Consider the following 20704-nt stretch of genomic DNA (forward strand, 5'->3'; position numbering starts at 1 on the left):
CGTACTTAAATCCCTATCGCATTCGCTTTATTCAATCCTAAATACACGTTTCGATAAAAATATGGCAACAAAAATGGCAGAAATACCACCGACCAGCTTGCCAATAATCATTGGAGTAATCAACTCTGGGGCAACACCGGCTGTAAATCCTAAATGGTCACCAAATGTAAAAGATGCTGAAACCGCAAAAGCGATATTAATCACCTTTCCACGTTTATCCATATCTTTTACTGTTTGGAACATGGCGATATTGTTGGCAAGAGATGCAATCAGACCTGCTGCCGCAACATCATTCATTCCTAACAAATGGCCTAGTTTCATCAATGGTTTTTTGAATATCTTCGTGATCAAGAACACCAATCCATAAGCACCAGCTAAAGTAATGGCAATGCCACCAACTGTTTGGAATCCAACTTCAAGCGTATCTTGATTTTCAAATACTTTGATACCTAATAGTAAGTCTAACCCTCCAATTGCCAGCCCAATGGCTCCAACAGCCACTATAATTTTCCCAAATACATTGAACCCTTTTATCATTCCTTCAGGGATTTTAAATAGTCCAATGGAAATTAAAATCGCTACAACTATTATGGGTATTAAATTCATAAAGACTTTAATGATTGGCATACCCATCATGATTCCTGCAACTAATGCTCCAATTGGAATCGTCACAATCCCGCATAATACACCTTGCGCCAGATACTTTGTATCTTCGTTACTGATAAGACCCAATCCAACCGGGATCGTAAATACAAGTGTTGCTCCCATCATGGCACCTAAAATACCACCTGAGAAAAGTACAATTAATGGGTCAGAAGTCATCTGTTGCGCTAAGAAAAAACCACCCATATCATTTGCTAATAAAGTTCCTGCAAACATTGCCGGATCTGCTCCTAACAATTTATACAAAGGAACAATGATAGGACTTAGCCAGTCCGATAACTTCGGTGCTAAAACAATGATACCAGCCATTGAAAGAGCTAAGGAACCCATTGCTAGTATACCTTCTTCAAATTGTTTACCTAAACCAACTTTATTGCCCAGGGAACGGTCGATTGCACCTATGACCATTATAATTACCATAAGCCAAATTATGATTTCATTTATACTCATACATTTCACTCCATTCAGTTTTTATCATTCCTTTGGATAGTCCACAGTGTCTATAATACCGACAATCACCATATCAACAGGAATACTTTTACCATCAAAAGACAGACGGCCAGAGCTGCCAGTCGTAATCAGTACGGACTCTCCAATGCCTGCGCCTACATGATCAACTGCAACAACCAGAGCAGGATCAGCCTCATGTTCGTTTCGTTGTTTTTCAATAAGCATGAACTTTAAACCATTTAACTTTTCATCCTTGCGAGTAGCCCATAAGCTGCCAACAACTTTTCCAATGAACATAGCATGCTCCTTTCTATACGATCTCAACACCTAAATCACGCAAATAATCCCTGGCCAATGCTGTAACAATGATGTTCTTATCTGTTTCAAAGATGTCTCCTGCATGTAAGTTCAGTTTTCGCACTTTTGCTATGGTAAGAAGCTCTTTCTTATCACTTTTATGAGCGATATCTTTATCTTCCTGATCGACCGTTTCATTCATCGATTCAAAATGCTTTAACGGAAGTATAGATGCACCATATCTTACCAATTGGTTTTTATAATTCTCAAGGACTTGCAGCAATGCTCGCGGAGCAAAATTCTGACTTGCATGAAGTTCCATTCCTTCTTCTAAAAATAAGACTTTTTTCTTATTTAATAAATGCTGAAAAATAATTACTTCATCTTCTGATTGAGGAAGTCCCAGTGCAATCCGATTCATATTTAAAATAGTAAGTTCAGTAACGATTACTATATCCGTATCAGATTTATCTTTTCCTGATGCTATTTTATAGCCTCTATTTTCATAGTAAGTCCGAATACTTGAATATTCTTTCCCTAAAAATGCAACGGTTTTGCTATTTTCTTCCTTCTGCAAACGTTGTATGATAATATCTGTGATCTTTTGCACTGCTATTTCAATATTATCCATCCATATCACCTCTTAACAATACACCCACGTACGCCTTTACTATGGCCACAAGCATTTGCTTCATCGTAATCAATGTGCATATAAGTTTCAAACCTGGGACTTATTCTCACCATAACATCCTCAAATATAAGTGGTCTTTTACTAAACACTTGAACAGCTACTCTCTCTTGATCTTTAACACCTAACTTTTCAGCATCTGTATCTTTTACATGAATATGGCGTTTTGCAACTATGACTCCTCTATCTAAAACAATAGACTTAGAACCATTCCTCACAATAATCCCTGGGGTGTTATCAATATTTCCACTTAATTGAACTGGCGCATTTACACCTAGTGAACGTGCATCTGTTAATGAGACCTCCACTTGACAGTTTTTCCGCTCTGGACCAAGAATGATAACATCGTGAATCGTGCCTTTCGGTCCTTCAATGCTCACTCGTTCTTCTGATGCAAATTCGCCTGGCTGTGATAAATACTTCGTTGGATGTAATTGATAACCCACACCAAAGAGGGTATCGACTGCCTCCCGAGTCAGATGGATATGGCGTCCGCTTGCTTCAATTTCAAAAGATCGATCCATTACATCTTGTATACGTGAGACAACTGTATCTACAATTGTATCAATGTTATAATCAGTCATATTATCACCCCTGTTTTACTGAATTTTCTTTCATCTGCACCATCAAAACCCAACAATAATCCTTCAACGTAGTTGCTATGGAAATGCATTTTATATAATCCTCAAATTTCAGGCCTTCCTTCATTTCTTTCGCAATAAAATGTTCTAATTCTTGTAAATATGCATGTAACTCAAATAAAGCAATGACACATTCTTCATCTTTATAGGTTGGAATAAAGGAACCTTCTGGATATTTACTGTTGATGTATGGCTTTTTGTCTTCCAACAACTTTTCAATTTCCTGTACCAGATCTAACCGGTATGAAGCTAACGTCTCCATTGTGATTGTCCTGACTACCATTAGGATCGTATTTAAAGCCTCTGCCAGTTCCGTATTTCCTATACCGTGACTTTTCTTTTGTAAAGCCACTATATGGCTTATTGTAATATTTATTTTAATTCCAAACTGATAAGTTAAGTGGCTTTTCCACATAACTTGTCCATTTCCATTGATATTTATTAATACATCCTGGATATTTTTTGCATTTTGGGGTTCATTTACGTTCAACTGGGTCATTGGGAAGGCTGCTTCCAGAGTCTTAGTTTCAGATGCTTCTGGTGTTTTCATATATTCGATCGTAATATCCTTTAAATACTCTTTTGCAGAAGGTGTAATTACAGTCCCAGGTTCTAAAACTAAGAATTTTGTTTCTTTTAAGTTCGTCGTACGCAGCAGTCTTTTTATTTTACTTTCCGTTAAAATGGCCATTAGTACTCACTTCCCCTCGATAAAGGAAAGGCTGGGCATACGCTTTTATTATGCCTCAGCCTCACTTTAAATCTTGCAGCTTTAAGCGTTCATCATGAGTTCGAAGCCTGTGAATCGTATTTTGGCAGGATTACGTCTACTTCCATATGCGGACGTGGAATTACATGAACAGATATTAATTCACCAACTGCTTCTGCCGCTGCAGCTCCCGCATCTGTTGCAGCTTTCACAGCTCCAACATCTCCACGAACCATAACTGTTACCAGTCCGCCGCCTACCTGTTCTTTTCCAATTAACGTTACATTTGCTGCTTTGACCATTGCATCTGCTGCCTCTACTGCTGCTACCAATCCTTTTGTTTCAATCATTCCTAATGCGTTTGTATTAGCCATTGTATCTTCCTCCTAGATTATATTTTTTATTTTGTTATCAGTGTTTGTGTTGCTCTTTGCTTATTTCAGCTTTTGCAGAACACGTTCAACGAGCAAATCGATTAATTGATCCTTATCAAGTCCAAAGTCTTCAACAGCCTTCGCACTAACATCTTCAAATTTATCTTCTCCACGTATTTCATCCAATGTCCTGACGCCATAAACGACCCGGCGAAGATTAAATAAATTCTGTGGGCCAACATTGTCAGAAGTAGAACTTCCTCCTACAGCTCCACAACCTAGTGTCAAGGCAGGTCTGAGGTTTGTTGTTGCTCCGATTCCGCCTAAGGTAGCCGAACAGTTTATAAGTAATCGCGAAACCGGTACTTTTAAGGCAAAATCTTCTGCAATTTTATTGTTTGCTGTGTGAATAACCATGGTGTGTCCTGCGCCTTCAAAGTTTAAAATCCTGATACTTAAATCGCGGGCTTCTTCCCAGGTATTTACCGTATAGAAGGCTAAAATTGGTGATAATTTTTCTCTTGAATAAGGTGCAAGATCCCCAACACGTGTTTCTTCGGCAATAAGAACTTTTGCATCTTCCGGTACAGAGATACCAGCTAACTCAGCAACAGCCTGTGCCGTCCTTCCAACGATCTTAGGATTCATTGTACCGTTTGGCCGTAGTATAAATTTTTCAAGCTTTAGTGCATCATCTTTTGATAAGAAATAACCACCTTGTTTCTTGAATTCCGATATCACATTTGCTTTACTGATTTCTTCAACAACAATAGACTGTTCCGATGCGCAAATTGTACCATTATCAAATGTCTTAGATTCAAGAATAAGCTCAACTGCTTTCGGGATATCTGCACTGCGCTCTATAAATGCAGGTCCATTCCCCGGTCCAACTCCAATTGCCGGTGTTCCAGAGGAATATGCTGCACGAACCATTGCAGAGCCGCCAGTAGCAAGAATCAAATTTGTATTTTCATTTTTCATTAATTCATTTGTTGCCTGTGTCGTAACTGTTGTAATTACACTAATAGCTCCCTCCGGTAAACCAACGCTTTTTCCTGCTTCATTTATGATGCGGACTGTTTCCTTGATACAATTTAATGCACTTGGATGAGGGGAAAATACAATAGCATTTCCTGCCTTAATGCTGATTAGTGCCTTGTAGATAACGGTTGATGTCGGATTCGTTGAAGGAATAAGGCCAGCAACGACTCCAACAGGAACCGCTACTTCCATATATTTTGCTTCTATATTGTTTGTGATTATACCGACTGTCTTCATGTCTTTCATCGAGTTTAATAAATCTCTTGATGCAAAGGCATTTTTAAGGACTTTGTCCTGCCATCTTCCAAACCCTGTTTCTTCTTGTGCCATTTTAGCCAGCTTCACACGATTGTTAAAAGCTGCTTTTGCCATAGCCTTACAGATGGTATCGATTTCTTCTTGAGATAACTTGGCTATTTCTATTTGCGCTTCTTTTGCTTTCTTCAGTAAATCCCTGGTTTCTTGAACTGAAACAAGATCTTTATCAATCAATCCCATTATGCTTAACTCCTTTATCCAGCAATGTTTCAATAAGCACTGCTTTGTTAGCAGATTTTATTTCTGACTTCTTTATGGTAGAAAGATTTGATTTATATGCAAGTGAACGTAAATCGTTCACTCTCATTTTTTCCAGATGTTCTTTATCAAAGGATGAATCCGCACCCTTTTCTATTTCTTCTACAATCGGTTGATTTGATTCATTTGAATCCGAGGGGTTATCTACCTTTTTACCAAATGATTTCATCAACATCTGCTCAACCTGGTCATCCAAGCGTGGGATAACATGACTGCTGATTAGACAATTCTTATCTGCCACAGCAACTTCACCTGCCTTAATCGCTGCTTTTACTGCCGCAATATCTCCGCTACTATGAATTGTTGTCAATCCTCCACGGATTGTTTCACTTCCAAGCAGAATTACATCTGCCTCCTTTACAGCTGCATCTGCTGCCAGGATTGCTCCTAATTTTCCACGTACTTCAATTAAACCTAAAGCTTTAGCCATATTAACGCCGCCTAATAACTAGTTGGGTTGTCAGCAACGGCTTCTACAGCTTTAGCAAATGATTCACATGCTGATCTGCAAGCAGATTGAGACCCTGTCAGTAATGCTCCTGCAAAGTTTGTTTCAGATGGCGGCCCATAAAATACACTCATTTTTACATCAGCAGCTTTCAAAGCCGAATCCAAAGCAACCATTGCTTCAAGCGGCGGCGCTATTAAATAAGCAATGGCTTCTCCCTCTTTCACATTGGCTCCTTTCGAAAGATAAGAACCAGTTCTCGATACACAATGGGCAAAATAAACGATTGAGTTATCATCATTAGCGCTATAAAAGCTGGCTTCATTATTTATTACTTCAATGGCACGATCCAGGCCACTTCGTACCTCTGCCGGACTAGGACCAGCTAAAATACCGATAACTTCTCCTGCTAATTTTGTAGAAGCATTCGCAGCTCCGGCATACATACTTCTTGCATATACAACTGCTACATCCGATGCCTTCGTTGCTTCATCTAATGCCACATAGGTCACATCATCAGAATCAGAAGTAATAATCCCTAGACTTTTTTGATTTGATGCTAACTTTAATTCCTTAGCCAATCCATCATCAACATTTGGAATAATTTTTACACATAGAACATTTGCACCTAATCGTTCGTTTTTCATTAGGAAACCTCCTTTTTAAATCAAACGGCTTTTTATTTTTCTTTCAAATCTAACCCAGACACTTTTTTATCTAACATTCTCTTGATAATTTCAGCAATATATGCTCCTGCTTCTACTGCCGGGGTTCCTTGTCTGTGAATATTGGAAACCACTGTCCTTCTGGCTTCCGGCATACCAATGGTTGGTTTATAAGCGATATACGCACTCATAGATTCTGCCGTAACAAGACCTGGTCTTTCTCCGATAAAAAGACAGACGACTTCAGCTCCTGTTGTTTCACCAATTGGATCCATCGCTGGGACGCGGCAATGTTTTATAAAAACAACCTGTCCAAAGTCAAGTCCAAACATCTTGAGTCCTTGTTGTAAAGAAGGTAAAACATCTCTGATATTTGCCTCTATTGCTGCGGAACTTAAACCATCACCAACGATAACCTGGACTTTCTGATTTGGTTTCACAGCATTTTTTATTGTATTTATTGCTTCATTTGAAAACTTGCGGCCTAAGTCCGGACGAGTAACATATTCGTCTTTATCCTTGCACTCTGTAGCAACCTCTACAAATCCCATCTCTTTGATTAAATCTTCACTAACATAGGAGAATACAGCATCTTGGGCAGCAGCATGGTCAGCACGGAATCGAAGACTAGGCTCCGTCATATATCTTGTGCCTGTCCTCCACAATCCCAAGCGGGCTGGTGTATAGGATTTCATTCTTAAATAACCTTCTTTATCTGCTGCATTTGGAACTAAAAATTGCTTGCGTATGTCTACTTCTGTAATATCTGGTATAAATCCTTCTTCAACCTCGCAGGGCTTAACAGACTGCCTGGTGCTTACCGTTGCTTCTTTTGACGGAGCATTTATAACTGGCGGTGCTTCATTTACCATTTCATTTAAAATCGATTTAATCATTTCTTTTAAGTTTAATTCGTCCATTAGTTATCCCTCCTCTGCTTCAAAAATACAGATGCATCGCCAGCTTTAGAAGTCAAATGTCCATTTTCGCTGAACCCCATTTTTTCTAACCATTGATCAAATTCCTTTATTGTTCGTTTGTTTAATAATTCTCTAATGGAAGCACCCTCTTGGTACCCTGTGGTTTGATAATTCAACATAATATCATCACCATTTGGAATAGACATAATAAAGTTTACACCAGCGGTTGCAAGTAATACTGTTAAGTTTTCAGCATCATTTTGATCTGCCTTCATATGGTTTGTGTAACAAACATCGCACCCCATAGAAATACCAGTTAATTTACCCATAAAATGATCCTCCAGGCCTGCACGGATCACTTGCTTTGAGTCATACAAATACTCTGGTCCAATAAATCCAACAACGGTATTAACAAGGAACGGATCAAAATATTTTGCAAATCCATAACATCTGGCTTCCATCGTCAGCTGATCTACGCCATTATGAGCATCGGAAGAAAGCTCAGAACCTTGTCCTGTCTCAAAGTACATAACATTGGGACCGACTGCCGTACCTAGCTTCAAAGCCATGTCCTTTGCTTCTGACAGCATCTTAGCCGTAATCCCAAAAGCTGTATTTCCTTTTTCAGATCCTGCAATCGATTGGAATACCAATCCGGTTGGCGCTCCTTGTTCCATCGCTTCCATCTGAGTCGCTACGTGAGCTAAAACAACATGTTGTGTTGGTATTTCCCACTCATTAATAAAATCATTGAATTTATGAAGAATACGCTTTACACTTTCTGTTGTGTCGTCTACTGGGTTTAGACCTATGACTGCATCACCAGATCCCATAGATAGACCTTCCATAACGGAAGCCATGATACCATCCACATTGTCAGTCGTATGATTTGGCTGCAGACGAGTTGAAAAAGTTCCCGGGATACCAATTGTCGTATTAGCAGTTTTCGTTACTATGATCTTCTGAGCACCTACTATTAAATCTAAGTTAGACATGATTTTAGCAACTGCTGCAACCATTTCAGAAGTTAAACCATTGGAAATACGATGAATGTCATAGTTTGTGGTATTGCAATCTAAAATCCATTCTCTTAATTCAGCCACTGTCCAATTTTTAATCTTTTCATAAGTTCTAAGATTCACATGATCAATAATAATGCGTGTTACCTCATCCTTTTCATATGGCACAGCAGGATTGTTAAATAAATCTGAAAGCGTTAAGTGTGATAAAACAACTTTCGCTGCAACTCTTTCTTCCGCGCTGCCTGCTGCAACTCCAGCTAATTTATCCCCTGATTTTTCTTCATTTGCTTTCCCCATAACTTCCATTACAGATGAAAACTGATAGGTTTTGCCAAAAAGTTTTGTTTTTAAAATCATTGTGCAACTCCTTTTATCATTAATTAAATACTAATGTCTTTACGATTACCGGTAAAACAGAGCCTTCTGCAATCGGCATTCCGATATCGATATAATCTCCATTTTGTACATGAACACTATCAATACATACAAAAGGATAATCTTTTGGAAGATGTGCATAAAGGCTATGTCCTAATGCCTTTGCCATGTCTTCTTTTACGATAATAACAAGTGGCAGTTTCTCCTTAATCAACAAATCTAAACCTTTTATCATTTCTTTTGCCAGGCCTTGAATAAACTGGAAGGAAGGGCTATGTGCACCTTCTATCCCTAATCCAATCGTTTGTACTTCTCCATCTACCATAAACCATTTTACTTTTTCTTCAATAATGCTCCCTAAATTCCCACTGTTATCGGCGCTTTCATCATCTTTAGATAACTGTAATATGGGGATATTCTTAAGTGGAAGTATATCCTCTTTATAGGTGATTGTACTCCCGGAAACATCAGTGGTGTGTGATCCTGCTCCTACTACTGTTGCACGAATCGTTTCTACAGTTGGAATCAATTTAAGGGCAGTCATAAGAAGGGAACCACTTAGTTTCTTACCTAACAAAAGTCCAATATCACCATATTCAAAGGGATTTTGTAAATTTTCTTTTGTAATACCATCTGCTACGCCACCCGAAAATGAGATACATTTAATCGGAAGCTTTGTGTTCAATGGTTTGTTGGTTATCAACAAGTCAAAATAAGGACTCTTATTACCTAATCCAATGCTGTTTTCCAGTACTTGTACAAATATATCTAAAAGTTTATCTAATTCCTTAAGATTTATCTTTTCATTTAGATGAATTTCTAAACCTTCTCTTTTAATGATTTCCTTTACTTTGGGTGAAATATAACGGATGATCTCACTTGTATCCACCTTTATCAAGCGGCCTCCAATATCAAAGCAAGCCGTATCCTCAACATCTCCATCGTTAAATACTGCCAGATTTGTTGTCCCGCCTCCAATATCAAAGTTTACCGCCGTTGTGTATTGACTTTCAGAATAGGAATAAGTCCCTGCTCCTTTCCCAGCGATAATACTCTCTAAATCAGGACCAGCTGTTGCCACGACAAAATCTCCGGCAAAACCACTTAAAGCTTTAGCAACTGCCTGGGCATTCTCCTTTCTGACTGTTTCCCCAGTTATAATGACAGCGCCAGTCTGAATATCTGCTTTTGTAATACCTGCTTTTTTGTATTGCTGCTCTACAAATGCCTTTATACCATCGGAATCTATTAAATTGTTTTCTAGTATAGGAGTAAAGATAATATCGCTCTTAAATATCACCTTTTTATCCTTAATGGAAACCCTTGGAATTGTAAAAACTGATGCTATATTTTCAATTGATAGTTCTGACAAAATTAATTGTGTTGTTGATGTTCCAATATCGATACCAACGCTTAATAAAGTTTCAGTCATCTTATCTACTCCCTTTGAATATGTTTCATTAAGTGCTTGATAAAGGTACAACAGTAAAATCCAAAAGACTTTCCATGATTTCTAAAATGTTTTCCAAAGCAATCTTAACCGATGAAACATCCCCTATTATTACCACTGCACCTGAAAATCTGTCGACAAAACCAATTTCAATTTCAGCGGCTTTTGTTGCTATATCGACAACGATAATCGATGCTTCACTCGGTGTTATAGTTAAAATACCGACTGCTTCATTTCCAGATTGTGCGATTCCCAGCTTTTGATATAGTTCTGAATCAGGTTTTGCAATAACATGTGCAACGGTGATTTGTTTACCAGGAACATATTCCTGTATAATCCTTTCATTTACATCCAAGTAATCACCTCATTTTAATTTATTTAAATGATTTCCCTAGAACACTGATTATATCCTCTTTCGTTGGAACAATAGGGTTTGTTGCTGTACAACGGTCTGCAAGAGCAGCTTCTGCTATTACATTTTTATCTGATTCAAATTGTTCCTTGTTCACTCCCCATTCAGAAAGACTCTTGGGAATGGAAAGTGCCTTTTCAAGTGCAAGGATCGCGTTAACCAAACTTCGTACACCCATTCGTGCATTTCCAGCATTTAATCCTAAGAATTTAGCTATTTTAGAATAACGGATTGCAACAGGTGTAGTATTTTTACTGTAATCACCTTCAATGATTCCTGCATTATAACGAATAATATTTGGTAACAAGATACCATTTATTCTTCCATGCGGAATATGCCAACGTGCTCCTGCTGCATGGGCTATCCCATGGTTCAGCCCTAATGAAGCTGTGTTAAAGGCCATTCCAGCCAAAGTTGATGCCATATGCATCTTTTCACGCGCTTCTTTATCATTTCCATCTTTATAAGCTCTCTCTAAATAAGTGAATACATAGCATATTGCTTTTTCACTTAAGGCATCGGAGATATCATTGGCACTGGTGGAAACATAAGCTTCTATTGCATGAGTAAGCACATCAATACCCGTATCAGCCGTTTGCTTAGGTGGTAAACCTGCAACAAGGCCAGAATCTAAAATAGCTTCATCTGGCAATATTTGATCCGTGATCAAAGGATATTTTGTTCCCTTTTCATCGTCAGTGATAATCGAAAAATTCGTAACCTCTGAGCCCGTTCCACTTGTTGTAGGAATCGCGACAAATCGTATCCCACGAAATCGATCAGTCAATTTACCAAAATAGAGCATAGCTTTTGCTGCATCGATCGCAGAGCCACCGCCTATTGCCAATAAAATTGTGGCTGAAAAATCCTTGCTGGATTCTAACCCGGCAACAATATTATCAATTGGGGGATCTGGAATAACGTCAGAAAACACCATTGTTTCAGTGCTGCTGTCAATATAACTTTTTATATGTGAAAGTAACTCTGATGAAGCAATAAAAGAATCTGTTACTATCAAAATCTTTTCATTCTTGAAATCGGATAATCGTTTCAGGCTTTCGTCACCAACGTACAATGTTGTTCCAAATCTTATTTCCTGCATAGCATACTCCTCCTCCTTTCTAATTAAAAAAGCCATTAAAAAATAGTCACTAAGTTCAAAAAATGTATTACTGGTTTTATAAATCTTCTTTTTTCAAATCTATATGGAATACCTTCCCGCTTCTTTCATAAAGCACATCTTCTATGCCTTCGTTTGCATTTGCAACTCGTGCTACGGAAAAAAAGTAATCGGATAAGCGATTAACAAATATCAAAACTTCTTCATTCATATCATTCGTCCATTGAAACGTTACTATCTCTCTTTCTGCTCTCCTGGCAATTGTTCTGCAAATATGCAAAACACTTGCTGCTTGTGAACCACCTGGCAGTATAAAAAACTCCACTTCTGGAGGAATACCTACATGGGCATCAATACACCTTTCAATCCACTCCGTCAAAGCAGATGTGACCCGGTACGTTCCTTTTCCTTTCGGCGTTGCCAGATCATTGCCGCAATCAAATAAACACTGTTGGATCTGCGTTAATTCCTTTTTCAAAGAATCATTGTTTTTTATTAGTGTAACAGCATAACCTACAAAACTATTTAATTCGTCAATCGTTCCATATGCTTTAATACGTTCACTGTCTTTTGCTAATTGGATGCCGCCGATTATCCTAGTATATCCTTTGTCACCTGTTCTAGTATAAATTTGCAAATTTATTATTCCTCCTTAGAAAGATAGGCAATCAACTCTGCCACTCCTTTATCTTCAACAGCAGAGAGCCGGAAAATTTTCTCAACGCCTGCTAATTCTAATCGTTTCTCCGCATTTATAATGGCTTCTTCGTTTGATGCCAGATCTATCTTTGTAATAATTCCTATACATGGTTTTGTAAAATTTTGTGCAAAATAGGGCGAAAATGTCTGGCTCTGCTCTGTCACGTTACAAACGAACCCAATGATATCTGAACTGGCAGCCATCATTTGTAACGCGCTATAGAATCTTCTATGCAATACAAACTCACCCGGCGTGTCAATCATCTGAGAATAGAATTCAACTGATTGTGTTTTTTTATAATTAATGATCTCACCTTGAATCCTTTGGCAAAGGGTGGTTTTCCCACTTCCAACCGATCCAATCAACATGATTTTCATCATTTTCCATACCTGCCTATTATGTTCTTGTTATTTTGGGGACAGAAAACTGCATAAATTCACTTAAATATATAACAACCTGTTCGATAGCAGATTGTACAGCGGCTACATCCCCCAGGATAAATACGGAACCACTGAACCTGTCAACAAATCCTATTTTAATAGGCGCAGCCTTTTTAGCTATATCTACAGCGATGATTGAAACCTCTGGCGGGGTTATGGTTAAAATACCAATTGCATGATATTTTTCTTCATTCAAGCCTAATTTTTCAAAGATTCGCTCATCTGGATTTGCTATAATATGTGCTAATGTCACTTGTTTACCTGGTACTGATTCAAATATCTTTCTTTCTAATACATTCATATGGTCCCTCATTTCATAATGAAAACACAACACACATTTTATTCTTTGCTTTTTATTGCCATATTATGTACTTTATAAATAAAATCTGATCTTTTAGAATTTGTATACAGAAAAAACAGCGCCTTTTGATTTCCTATGAAATCAAAAGGCGCTGCATAAAATTTATTCTATTAACGAACATTTAACGAATTACAGTTCTCTGGCAAGCTCGTATGAATTCCAGATGGAATACATGATATTATGGACCTTCTGGGAATCTCCAATATTGTGGACAGGTATATCCAAATCCTTCAGTTCCTCATACAATCCATGATTCTCGCGGTAGCCGATGGCTGAAATAACCGTATCTGCCGGGAATGAACGTTCTCCTTCCGGGGTCTCCGCAGTCACCTTACCTCCCTCTATACTCTTCACAGTACTGCTTGTATGGATATCCACCTCATGGAATGCCAGCAGATCCACAAGCATATCATGATTCATATGCGGAAGCGCGCCGTGACCGCCCAGAATGTCTTTCAGCATTTCGATGACTGTAACCTTGGAACCGTTCTGCGCAAGCCATAGGGCAGTTTCGCATCCAACCAATCCACCGCCGATCACAACGACATTTTTTCCTGCCTCTGCTTTTCCAAGAAGGATATCATCTGCGGTCGTCGCAAAAGCCTCCGATCCAAACTTGCTCTGAATCGGCTTTGAACCGGTTGCCGTAATGATTTCATCCGGCTTGAAATCGGATATCGTTTCTGCAGTGATTTCACAGTTCATCCTGACTTCCACATTCAGAAGCTCAAGCTGTCTCTGATACCACTTCACAAGGGCTCTGTCATAGCGTTTGAAATGAGGAACACTTCCCGGAATCAAATTTCCTCCAAGGCTGCCGCTTTTTTCACACAGAGTAACCCGGTGTCCCCTTTCAGCCAGCACTCTTGCTGCTTCCATTCCTGCTATGCCGCCTCCAATAACAAGAACATGCTTCTTCTTATTGGCCGGTACGAGTCCGTAAATTTTTTCTCTGCCGCAGGCCGGATTCACAGCACAGCTCACAGGGGCGTTTGAAATTCTGCCCAGGCAGCCTTCATGGCATCCGAGGCACGGTCTGATTTCATCAAGCCTTCCAGTTCTCACCTTTTCCGGATAATACGGATCGGTCAAAAGCTGTCTTCCAAGTCCAATGATGTCGCAGGAATCGCCAAGGGCTTCTATTGCCATCTCCGGATTTTCCATTCTTCCGGCCAAAATAACAGGGACATCTACGTTCTGCTTTACAAGTCTGCCGAATTCACGGTACATTCCATCTTCAAAATACATCGGCGGATGATTCCAATACCAGGAATCGTAGGTTCCCGCATCCACGTTCAATGCGTCATAGCCTGCTGCCACCAGAATTTTAGCAGCTTCAATTCCTTCTTCGATATCCTTTCCAGCTTCTTCATAATCTTCTCCCGGCAATCCGCCGCGACGGATTCCCTTCATGCAGCTTTTCAGACTGTAGCGAAGGCTGACAGGGAAGTCAGGTCCACAGGCTGCTTTGATGCCTTTCACAATGTCCGTTGCAACCCTCAGCCGGTTTTCCAACGAGCCGCCATATTCGTCCGTTCTGCGGTTGAAAAGAGCGATGGCAAACTGGTCCAGGAGATATCCTTCATGAACCGCATGGATCTCTACGCCGTCAAAGCCAGCTTTTTTCGCAACCACTGCGGACATGACAAATTTCTGAATCAGGTTCTTGATTTCATCTATCGTCATTTCCCGGTGCTTGATTCGGGGATCAAATCTGTTTTCATTCTCCGACGGAGCGATAAACTTGGTAGCAAATCCGGGCAGTGCGCTTCTCCCAAGACCTCCGGTGAGCTGAAGAAAAATCTTTGTGCCGTATGCATGGATTCTTTCATTCATCTGATACGCTTCATGAATAAAAGCCAGAGGATTCTGAGTCGGACATGGGAGGCCCGGTCTGACCATACCTTCGATATCCAGATCCACACTGCAGATTCCAGTAATAATCAGTCCGATTCCACCTTTAGCCCGTTCCACATAATATTCCTGCAGCCTTTGGTTCATGGCTCCCAGTGCATCGGCATATCCGACAGGCCCCATTGGCGCCATGGACAATTTGTTTTTTATTTGTACTTTCCCGATATAGGCAGGCTCAAAAAGCTCTTTGAATTTTGTACTCATGTGTTTCCTCCATTTCTCTCCATTAAAATAATGTTACAGCGCCATCTTCCGCTACTTCCACCGTCTGCCCCTCCTGAACCGACTCCAGGAAGCGGTCACCCAGCCCATCAACCGTAACGATCTTTGTGTCTTCCCAAATATCCGCCAGCAGAACTCCCGAAATCGCCAGGGACTCGGCTGTTGCTGAAAACAGCATTGCTTTCGGCTGAATCCCCATAGCTGCGACGGTCTGAATCAGCATACCCGCCGTAGTGGAACCGATCACCTGCGGAATGCACAGGATGGCCCCGGAGAGATCCTTCTGAAACAGGTCCGGATTGTTCTGGTCAGTACACAGTGTCTGTTTTCCATTTGATACCAGCGCCCCCATATAGGATGAAAGCACATTGAATCCCTTTTTGGACACCATAGCGTTTCCCCTGACCTGTCCTGGTATGACTGCTCTTCCCTGAAATTTATCCATTGCTAAAAACCTCCCTTTACTACAAGATTTACAAGCTCCTGGTCGTCTACGTACCGTGCCGAGGAATAAGTTCTCAGTTTATTTGAATTTGTAATGATTGGTTTTTTTGCACAAAGCGGATTGGACATGTACATAAGAGGACAGATGTGAGATACCTTCACTCCTGTTTTCAGAAGCCGGTCATAATACTCTGTCTTTCTGAATCTTGCGATGACATCCGGTGCACTGGTTATGACGGTATCCACCGCGATTTTGTCCTGTCCGCTCTCCTTTAAGGCCTGTTCAAAGATTTCGGTCCATTCTGTCAGCTGGTTGAAGGATGCATGGGGACATCCGATAAATGCCCTGTCAGGTTTCGCGTTCATATCTGCCCATAGGACCGGATAGGAGCTTACCACCCTCTCAAGCTCCGCATCATCGATGACATAGACGGACGCATTCTCTCTGATCAGTTCTTCTCCGTATTTTTTCGCCTCCGGTGTCAGGTTTTCCGCATGGTATAGCGCTACCGCACCGTTTGATGCAGTTGCGGCTCCCATATCCTTTAAGTAGTCCTTTACCGCCGGAGTCAATTCAGTTCCGAGAAACTGATCCAGGCCTTTTATGTATGGTACCTTTTCCACTACCTTCATTCCGATGGCGCTCCCCAGAATCTGCGGACGAGGAATTTTGGTTGTTTTCACTTCTATGATCCAGTCAGCATTTCTTCCTTCATCGGTCAGGAAACCGAATTTCGGCGTCTTTCCGATAATCCCGCTGAAGAATTCCATTACGCCAGAGGTCCTGTTTGTTCGGGCTCCCAGTACAGAATTGGCATAAACCACCGCCGAGGATTCCGCCCAAGCCAGATTGTCCCCGAAATTTGGAGTGTTGCCCACCTCATCAAAATAACAGGCGCAGGTATAGGCATTTTCATCCTTCATTCCCAGCTTCACCAGCATGCTCTCGTATTCCTTCTGGGTTCCGTATAACAGTTGATACATCTCCTTCTCCTGCTGGTCAGCCGGTACATTCTCGTAATCAAGAGGCTGCGGATCCGCCGTGAAAGGCAGCTTGGTCCTGATTCCGGCATCGATCATCTCTTTCATAATTCTTGACAGAGGCTTTAAGGCCGGCATTCCAAAGGAACACACAAGATGCACAGGTCCATCCAAAGGTACAAGACATTCTGCGTCATACATTTCTCCGTACCTTACAAGGGTCTCCATCGTTTTTTGCAGAATATCTCCGTGTTTGCCACTCAGTATCTCCTGCTCTTCGTTTGTTAACTTCATAACCTTCTCCTTTCATTTATATAGTTTTCAACGAACACATTTGACCGAACGTTGTTATGTCAATGTTAACACTTTGATATTCTTTTGTCAATTAGGTCCATGAGTTTACCTTGCATTATTTTTAAAAAAAGATTATGATTAGATAAACTGTACTTAATTGGAGCAAAATAATTTATGGCAAGAAAGAAAAGAGACGAGCAGGCCGCCCAGACAAAAAATAATATCATACGGGTCGCCTTAAATTTAATTCAAAAAAAAGGGTATCACAACATGAGCATCCGGCAGCTATGCCAGGAAGCCGGTATCTCTACCGGAGCGTTTTACCATCATTTCAGTTCCAAGGAAGAGATGATCAACAAGGGCTTTGCCCTGTACGACGATGCTTTGGATCTTCTGCTGCAGCACTATGAATTCCACAATCCCGTAGATGACATAAAATTTATATTACTGCACCAGACAAAATTTGTTATGGAAGAATCGGCAAACCTGACAAAAGAGCTGTATATCGCTCAATTGTCAACGGATGTGAAATATTCCGTAAAGCCGGTAAGAAAATACTATCAGACAGTGGAAGAACTGGCGGGAAAAGCGTTAGAGAAAGGTATGATTCATACCGATATGACGGTGCATGAGCTTACCTCCTTTCTGATCCGGATCAACCGAGGTGTGATAATTGACTGGTGTCTCAACGATTATTCTTACGATCTGATGAAACAGGCAGAAAAGGATCTTAAATTCGTTCTGGACAAGCTGACGGCTCCTTTATCCGTCTAACACGGCTATCAAAGAACTCTGACCGCTTTTTATAGAGCACAGGCGAGAAAACACCTTTTTTCACTACGTTTTTTCTATAGCCATGTTGATACAAGAACAAAATTTAAATATAAAGTGAGCCAGAAACTAACAGTGTCAGTTTCTGGCTCACTTTTTGAAACAAATCAAATAGATAACCGGATTTAAAAGTATATCATAAAAGAAAATAAGCAGCTTGTCATAATTCTTTGACACATCCCCATGAGTAGAATAATGACCACGAAAATCGATTTCACGGACAGCCTTGCCTGCAAATGCTGCCTATGAAAAAGCTTAGGGTCAGAAGAAATAAAATTAGAAATAGAAATATGGGCAGCGAAGTAATTTACTCCCAGATAACAGCATGGGAATGCAGTCTGCAAATTAATAAAAGCAATTTTGGGATTTATCCGCCAAGGCTATCCGTGTACAGCCAGGGGAATGAGGTGGAAAAGTTAAGCATCTTATGTTACAATTTACGAAAACAACGTCGTTGTTTTTTAGTTTATGCAGGGCGAAATGGGAAATAAGGAGTAGATTCGTCACTGCAAGCGAGGAGATAATGCAATGAAAGAATTGCGTAAAAAAAGAGCCATAGCAACGGAATCTAAAAATACGTTCGGAGGTGATAAACAATAGAATAGGAGCTTTTTATGAACAATATACCAAACCCAAATGTGGTTTTTCCAAACGAATACAAAACATCATGTTTCTTAAAAAACGTAATTACTGCCCCCAATATTTTTGTTGGGGATTACACCTATTACGATGACCCGGTTGACCCGACTGCGTTTGAACGCAGCAATGTATTATTTAACTGGCCAGAGTTTGGAGACAGCTTATATATCGGCAAGTTTTGTTCAATTGCCAGCGGAGTGCAATTTATCATGGGCAGTGCCAATCATCGTATAAGCAGTATCAGCACTTATCCATTCAATGTTTTTGGCGGTGCATGGGCGGAAAATACCCCGCCCCACCTCTCCCAGCTTCCTTTTAAGGGAGACACCGTGATCGGCAACGATGTGTGGATAGGGCGGGAAAGCGTCATCATGCCCGGCGTGAAAATTGGTGATGGGGCGATTATTGCTGCTTATTCTGTGGTGGTGAAAGACATAGAACCCTATACCGTCGCTGGCGGCAACCCAGCCAGGCCTATTAAAAAGCGTTTTGACGAAGAACTCATTGAATTGCTGCTTAAACTCCAATGGTGGGACTTTGAACCAGAAAAATTATTTGCTTTCCTGCCAATGCTTTGCAATGATGATTTGGAAATGGTGCGGCAAAATCTAAAGCAAACGTTAAAGCGATAAAATAGCCGCATTATTGGGCAAAGACGAACATTAATCAAGAGGGCGAAAGCAACGGATGCTTCGCCCTCTTGCCCCTGAAAACGGCATATTTTTATTTATTCTTTGAAGCCTGGAACTCATCCATCTGCTTCTGCACCTCTGCCACGTATTCATCAATACCTGCTTTTTTCAGCGCTTCCAAAGCCTTGGGATACTCTGTGTCAAAATCTACGAATCCATAGAGAATCGGCGCCATCTGCTTTCCTGCCACCTCTTTGATTGCCGTTTCAATTACCTTTACCTTCTCGTTATTGAAGCGGAAGCCAAGCATATTGGAGGTGACTGCCTTATCGTCCCAGCTTTCATAGGTATCTATGTAACTCTGTTCGATATCGGGTGCAAATAACTGATAATTCTTGTTACGGAACATCCATTCATAGAAGAACTCATCATTTACCAGCTTTTTAATTCTTCCGTCAACAATATCAAAATCCTTACCCTTCACGCCGTATAAAGCCATCAGGTAATTATCCTGTGAAGAGTAGAGCCAGTCAATAAATTTCATTGCTCCTTCCGGATTGGGCGCCGTCTGTGGTATGCAAAGGACTTCACCTCCGGTGGCTATGATATAGCGGGGTTCCTCCGGTTTCAGGATATAGCTTTTTAACCTGGCATCTGGAGCATTTGCTTTTACACTGCTGATAATCTCATTTTCTTTGCCGAGAGAGCCTTCTACCCATAAGTATAAGCCGGTCTGCATACGGGAATCCCTCTCATTGTATTTGGTCGTCAGTTCATCGGAATATAAGCCTTCATGGTACATCTGGCGGTTATACTGCGCAACCTTCTTGAAAGCATCGGTTTCATAGTAATCATAAACCTTATTTGTGGTATCACCATATACAACAGTATCTTCATTGGCGCACCAGGTAAGCTGCTCATCGGCAAAATATCTGGTCAGGGGTTTAAAGATGGGGTCTGCAGGCCCTTTCATTTCCGGATACAATTTTTTTGCCTTTTCTGCAAATAATTTTAAATCCTCTGCTGTCTTAATCTCCGTCATACCACAGGCTTCCAGAATATCCTGGCGGACACATACCATCTGAAACATACCGGAGGAAGGTGCATAAGCGGAGGGTATGCCATAGACCTCTCCGTTAATGGTAGCACCCTTTAACTGCTCTTCGGGAAGCACCTTTAATAAATTCTGGCCATATTGGTCAATGAAGTCATTCAGCACAGCAGCCTGTTTCTTGTTAACAATGGTGGCAAGATCGGGAAGTCCGTCCCAATACAGGTCAATGGGTTCCTGGGCAGCCAGCATGATATCTTTTTGTTCCCAATACTGGTCCCATGGAGTATAAACCATTTCCACCTTAATGCCTAGATCCTCTTTCACTTTCTCAGCAAACTCAT

Annotated in this window: 23 protein-coding genes; 2 read left to right on the forward strand and 21 right to left on the reverse strand. The window is 40.5% G+C overall.

What is annotated here, in order from left to right; translation table 11 throughout:
• Positions 1–27: 27 nt before the first annotated feature.
• From RT269_RS17475 to RT269_RS17570, 20 genes are all read right to left on the reverse strand, one after another.
• Complete coding sequence (locus RT269_RS17475) at positions 28–1113, reverse strand: ethanolamine utilization protein EutH (RefSeq protein WP_313184480.1); 1086 nt, start codon at positions 1111–1113, stop codon at positions 28–30.
• A gap of 24 nt (positions 1114–1137) precedes the next feature.
• Positions 1138–1410, reverse strand: coding sequence for a EutN/CcmL family microcompartment protein (locus RT269_RS17480; protein WP_312443029.1), 273 nt, complete (start codon positions 1408–1410; stop codon positions 1138–1140).
• A gap of 13 nt (positions 1411–1423) precedes the next feature.
• Positions 1424–2041, reverse strand: coding sequence for a hypothetical protein (locus tag RT269_RS17485; protein ID WP_313184482.1), 618 nt, complete (start codon positions 2039–2041; stop codon positions 1424–1426).
• A gap of 5 nt (positions 2042–2046) precedes the next feature.
• Positions 2047–2682 (reverse strand): ethanolamine utilization phosphate acetyltransferase EutD, encoded by a 636-nt coding sequence (eutD, locus tag RT269_RS17490; RefSeq protein WP_313184484.1) that lies wholly within the window; start codon positions 2680–2682, stop codon positions 2047–2049.
• Positions 2683–2686: 4 nt separating this feature from the next.
• Positions 2687–3430: a hypothetical protein gene (locus RT269_RS17495; protein ID WP_313184485.1), complete on the reverse strand. Its 744-nt coding sequence runs from the start codon at positions 3428–3430 to the stop codon at positions 2687–2689.
• A gap of 92 nt (positions 3431–3522) precedes the next feature.
• Complete coding sequence (locus RT269_RS17500; RefSeq protein WP_013272190.1) at positions 3523–3822, reverse strand: BMC domain-containing protein; 300 nt, start codon at positions 3820–3822, stop codon at positions 3523–3525.
• A 60-nt stretch (positions 3823–3882) separates the two neighbouring features.
• The gene (locus RT269_RS17505; RefSeq protein WP_313184487.1) at positions 3883–5361 is read right to left on the reverse strand and encodes an acetaldehyde dehydrogenase (acetylating); all 1479 of its coding nucleotides are present in this window, start codon (positions 5359–5361) and stop codon (positions 3883–3885) included.
• Complete coding sequence (locus tag RT269_RS17510) at positions 5348–5869, reverse strand: BMC domain-containing protein (RefSeq protein WP_313184488.1); 522 nt, start codon at positions 5867–5869, stop codon at positions 5348–5350. Before RT269_RS17510 ends, RT269_RS17505 begins: the two co-directional genes overlap by 14 nt.
• 11 nt (positions 5870–5880) lie before the next feature.
• The gene (gene eutL, locus RT269_RS17515; RefSeq protein WP_313184490.1) at positions 5881–6534 is read right to left on the reverse strand and encodes an ethanolamine utilization microcompartment protein EutL; all 654 of its coding nucleotides are present in this window, start codon (positions 6532–6534) and stop codon (positions 5881–5883) included.
• Between the two features lie 32 nt (positions 6535–6566).
• Entirely contained in the window at positions 6567–7472 is a 906-nt protein-coding gene (eutC, locus tag RT269_RS17520; protein ID WP_313184492.1) for an ethanolamine ammonia-lyase subunit EutC, read from the reverse strand.
• Entirely contained in the window at positions 7472–8851 is a 1380-nt protein-coding gene (locus tag RT269_RS17525; RefSeq protein WP_312501315.1) for an ethanolamine ammonia-lyase subunit EutB, read from the reverse strand. The genes eutC and RT269_RS17525 overlap by 1 nt, the downstream gene beginning before the upstream one ends.
• Before the next feature lie 19 nt (positions 8852–8870).
• Positions 8871–10301, reverse strand: coding sequence for an ethanolamine ammonia-lyase reactivating factor EutA (gene eutA, locus RT269_RS17530; RefSeq protein ID WP_313184493.1), 1431 nt, complete (start codon positions 10299–10301; stop codon positions 8871–8873).
• 28 nt (positions 10302–10329) lie between these two features.
• Positions 10330–10674 (reverse strand): BMC domain-containing protein, encoded by a 345-nt coding sequence (locus tag RT269_RS17535; protein WP_313184495.1) that lies wholly within the window; start codon positions 10672–10674, stop codon positions 10330–10332.
• 19 nt (positions 10675–10693) lie between these two features.
• Positions 10694–11833, reverse strand: coding sequence for a 1-propanol dehydrogenase PduQ (locus RT269_RS17540; RefSeq protein ID WP_313184497.1), 1140 nt, complete (start codon positions 11831–11833; stop codon positions 10694–10696).
• Between the two features lie 76 nt (positions 11834–11909).
• On the reverse strand, positions 11910–12488 hold the full coding sequence (locus RT269_RS17545) for a cob(I)yrinic acid a,c-diamide adenosyltransferase (RefSeq protein ID WP_313184499.1): 579 nt from the start codon (positions 12486–12488) through the stop codon (positions 11910–11912).
• Between the two features lie 5 nt (positions 12489–12493).
• On the reverse strand, positions 12494–12931 hold the full coding sequence (locus tag RT269_RS17550; protein ID WP_313184501.1) for a EutP/PduV family microcompartment system protein: 438 nt from the start codon (positions 12929–12931) through the stop codon (positions 12494–12496).
• A 16-nt stretch (positions 12932–12947) separates the two neighbouring features.
• The gene (locus tag RT269_RS17555; protein WP_313184502.1) at positions 12948–13292 is read right to left on the reverse strand and encodes a BMC domain-containing protein; all 345 of its coding nucleotides are present in this window, start codon (positions 13290–13292) and stop codon (positions 12948–12950) included.
• Between the two features lie 189 nt (positions 13293–13481).
• Positions 13482–15470 (reverse strand): FAD-dependent oxidoreductase, encoded by a 1989-nt coding sequence (locus tag RT269_RS17560; RefSeq protein ID WP_313184503.1) that lies wholly within the window; start codon positions 15468–15470, stop codon positions 13482–13484.
• Positions 15471–15492: 22 nt separating this feature from the next.
• Positions 15493–15933 (reverse strand): aconitase X swivel domain-containing protein, encoded by a 441-nt coding sequence (locus RT269_RS17565; protein WP_313184504.1) that lies wholly within the window; start codon positions 15931–15933, stop codon positions 15493–15495.
• Positions 15934–15935: 2 nt separating this feature from the next.
• Positions 15936–17207, reverse strand: a complete 1272-nt coding sequence (locus RT269_RS17570; protein ID WP_313184506.1) for an aconitase X — start codon at positions 17205–17207, stop codon at positions 15936–15938.
• A 174-nt stretch (positions 17208–17381) separates the two neighbouring features.
• Between RT269_RS17570 and RT269_RS17575 the strand changes: the two genes are divergently transcribed.
• Together RT269_RS17575 and RT269_RS17580 are read left to right on the forward strand one after the other, a co-directional pair.
• Positions 17382–17981 carry a TetR/AcrR family transcriptional regulator gene (locus RT269_RS17575; RefSeq protein WP_313184508.1) on the forward strand — a complete coding sequence of 200 codons (600 nt, stop codon included), beginning with the start codon at positions 17382–17384 and terminating at the stop codon, positions 17979–17981.
• A gap of 671 nt (positions 17982–18652) precedes the next feature.
• Complete coding sequence (locus RT269_RS17580; protein WP_313184509.1) at positions 18653–19309, forward strand: CatB-related O-acetyltransferase; 657 nt, start codon at positions 18653–18655, stop codon at positions 19307–19309.
• A gap of 91 nt (positions 19310–19400) precedes the next feature.
• Here RT269_RS17580 and RT269_RS17585 read toward each other — a convergent pair.
• A partial coding sequence (locus tag RT269_RS17585; RefSeq protein ID WP_313184511.1) for an ABC transporter substrate-binding protein occupies positions 19401–20704 on the reverse strand: 1304 nt, incomplete at its 5' end.

The sequence above is a fragment of the Lacrimispora sp. genome (genome assembly GCF_032078915.1).
Taxonomy (GTDB): Bacteria; Bacillota; Clostridia; order Lachnospirales; family Lachnospiraceae; genus Lacrimispora.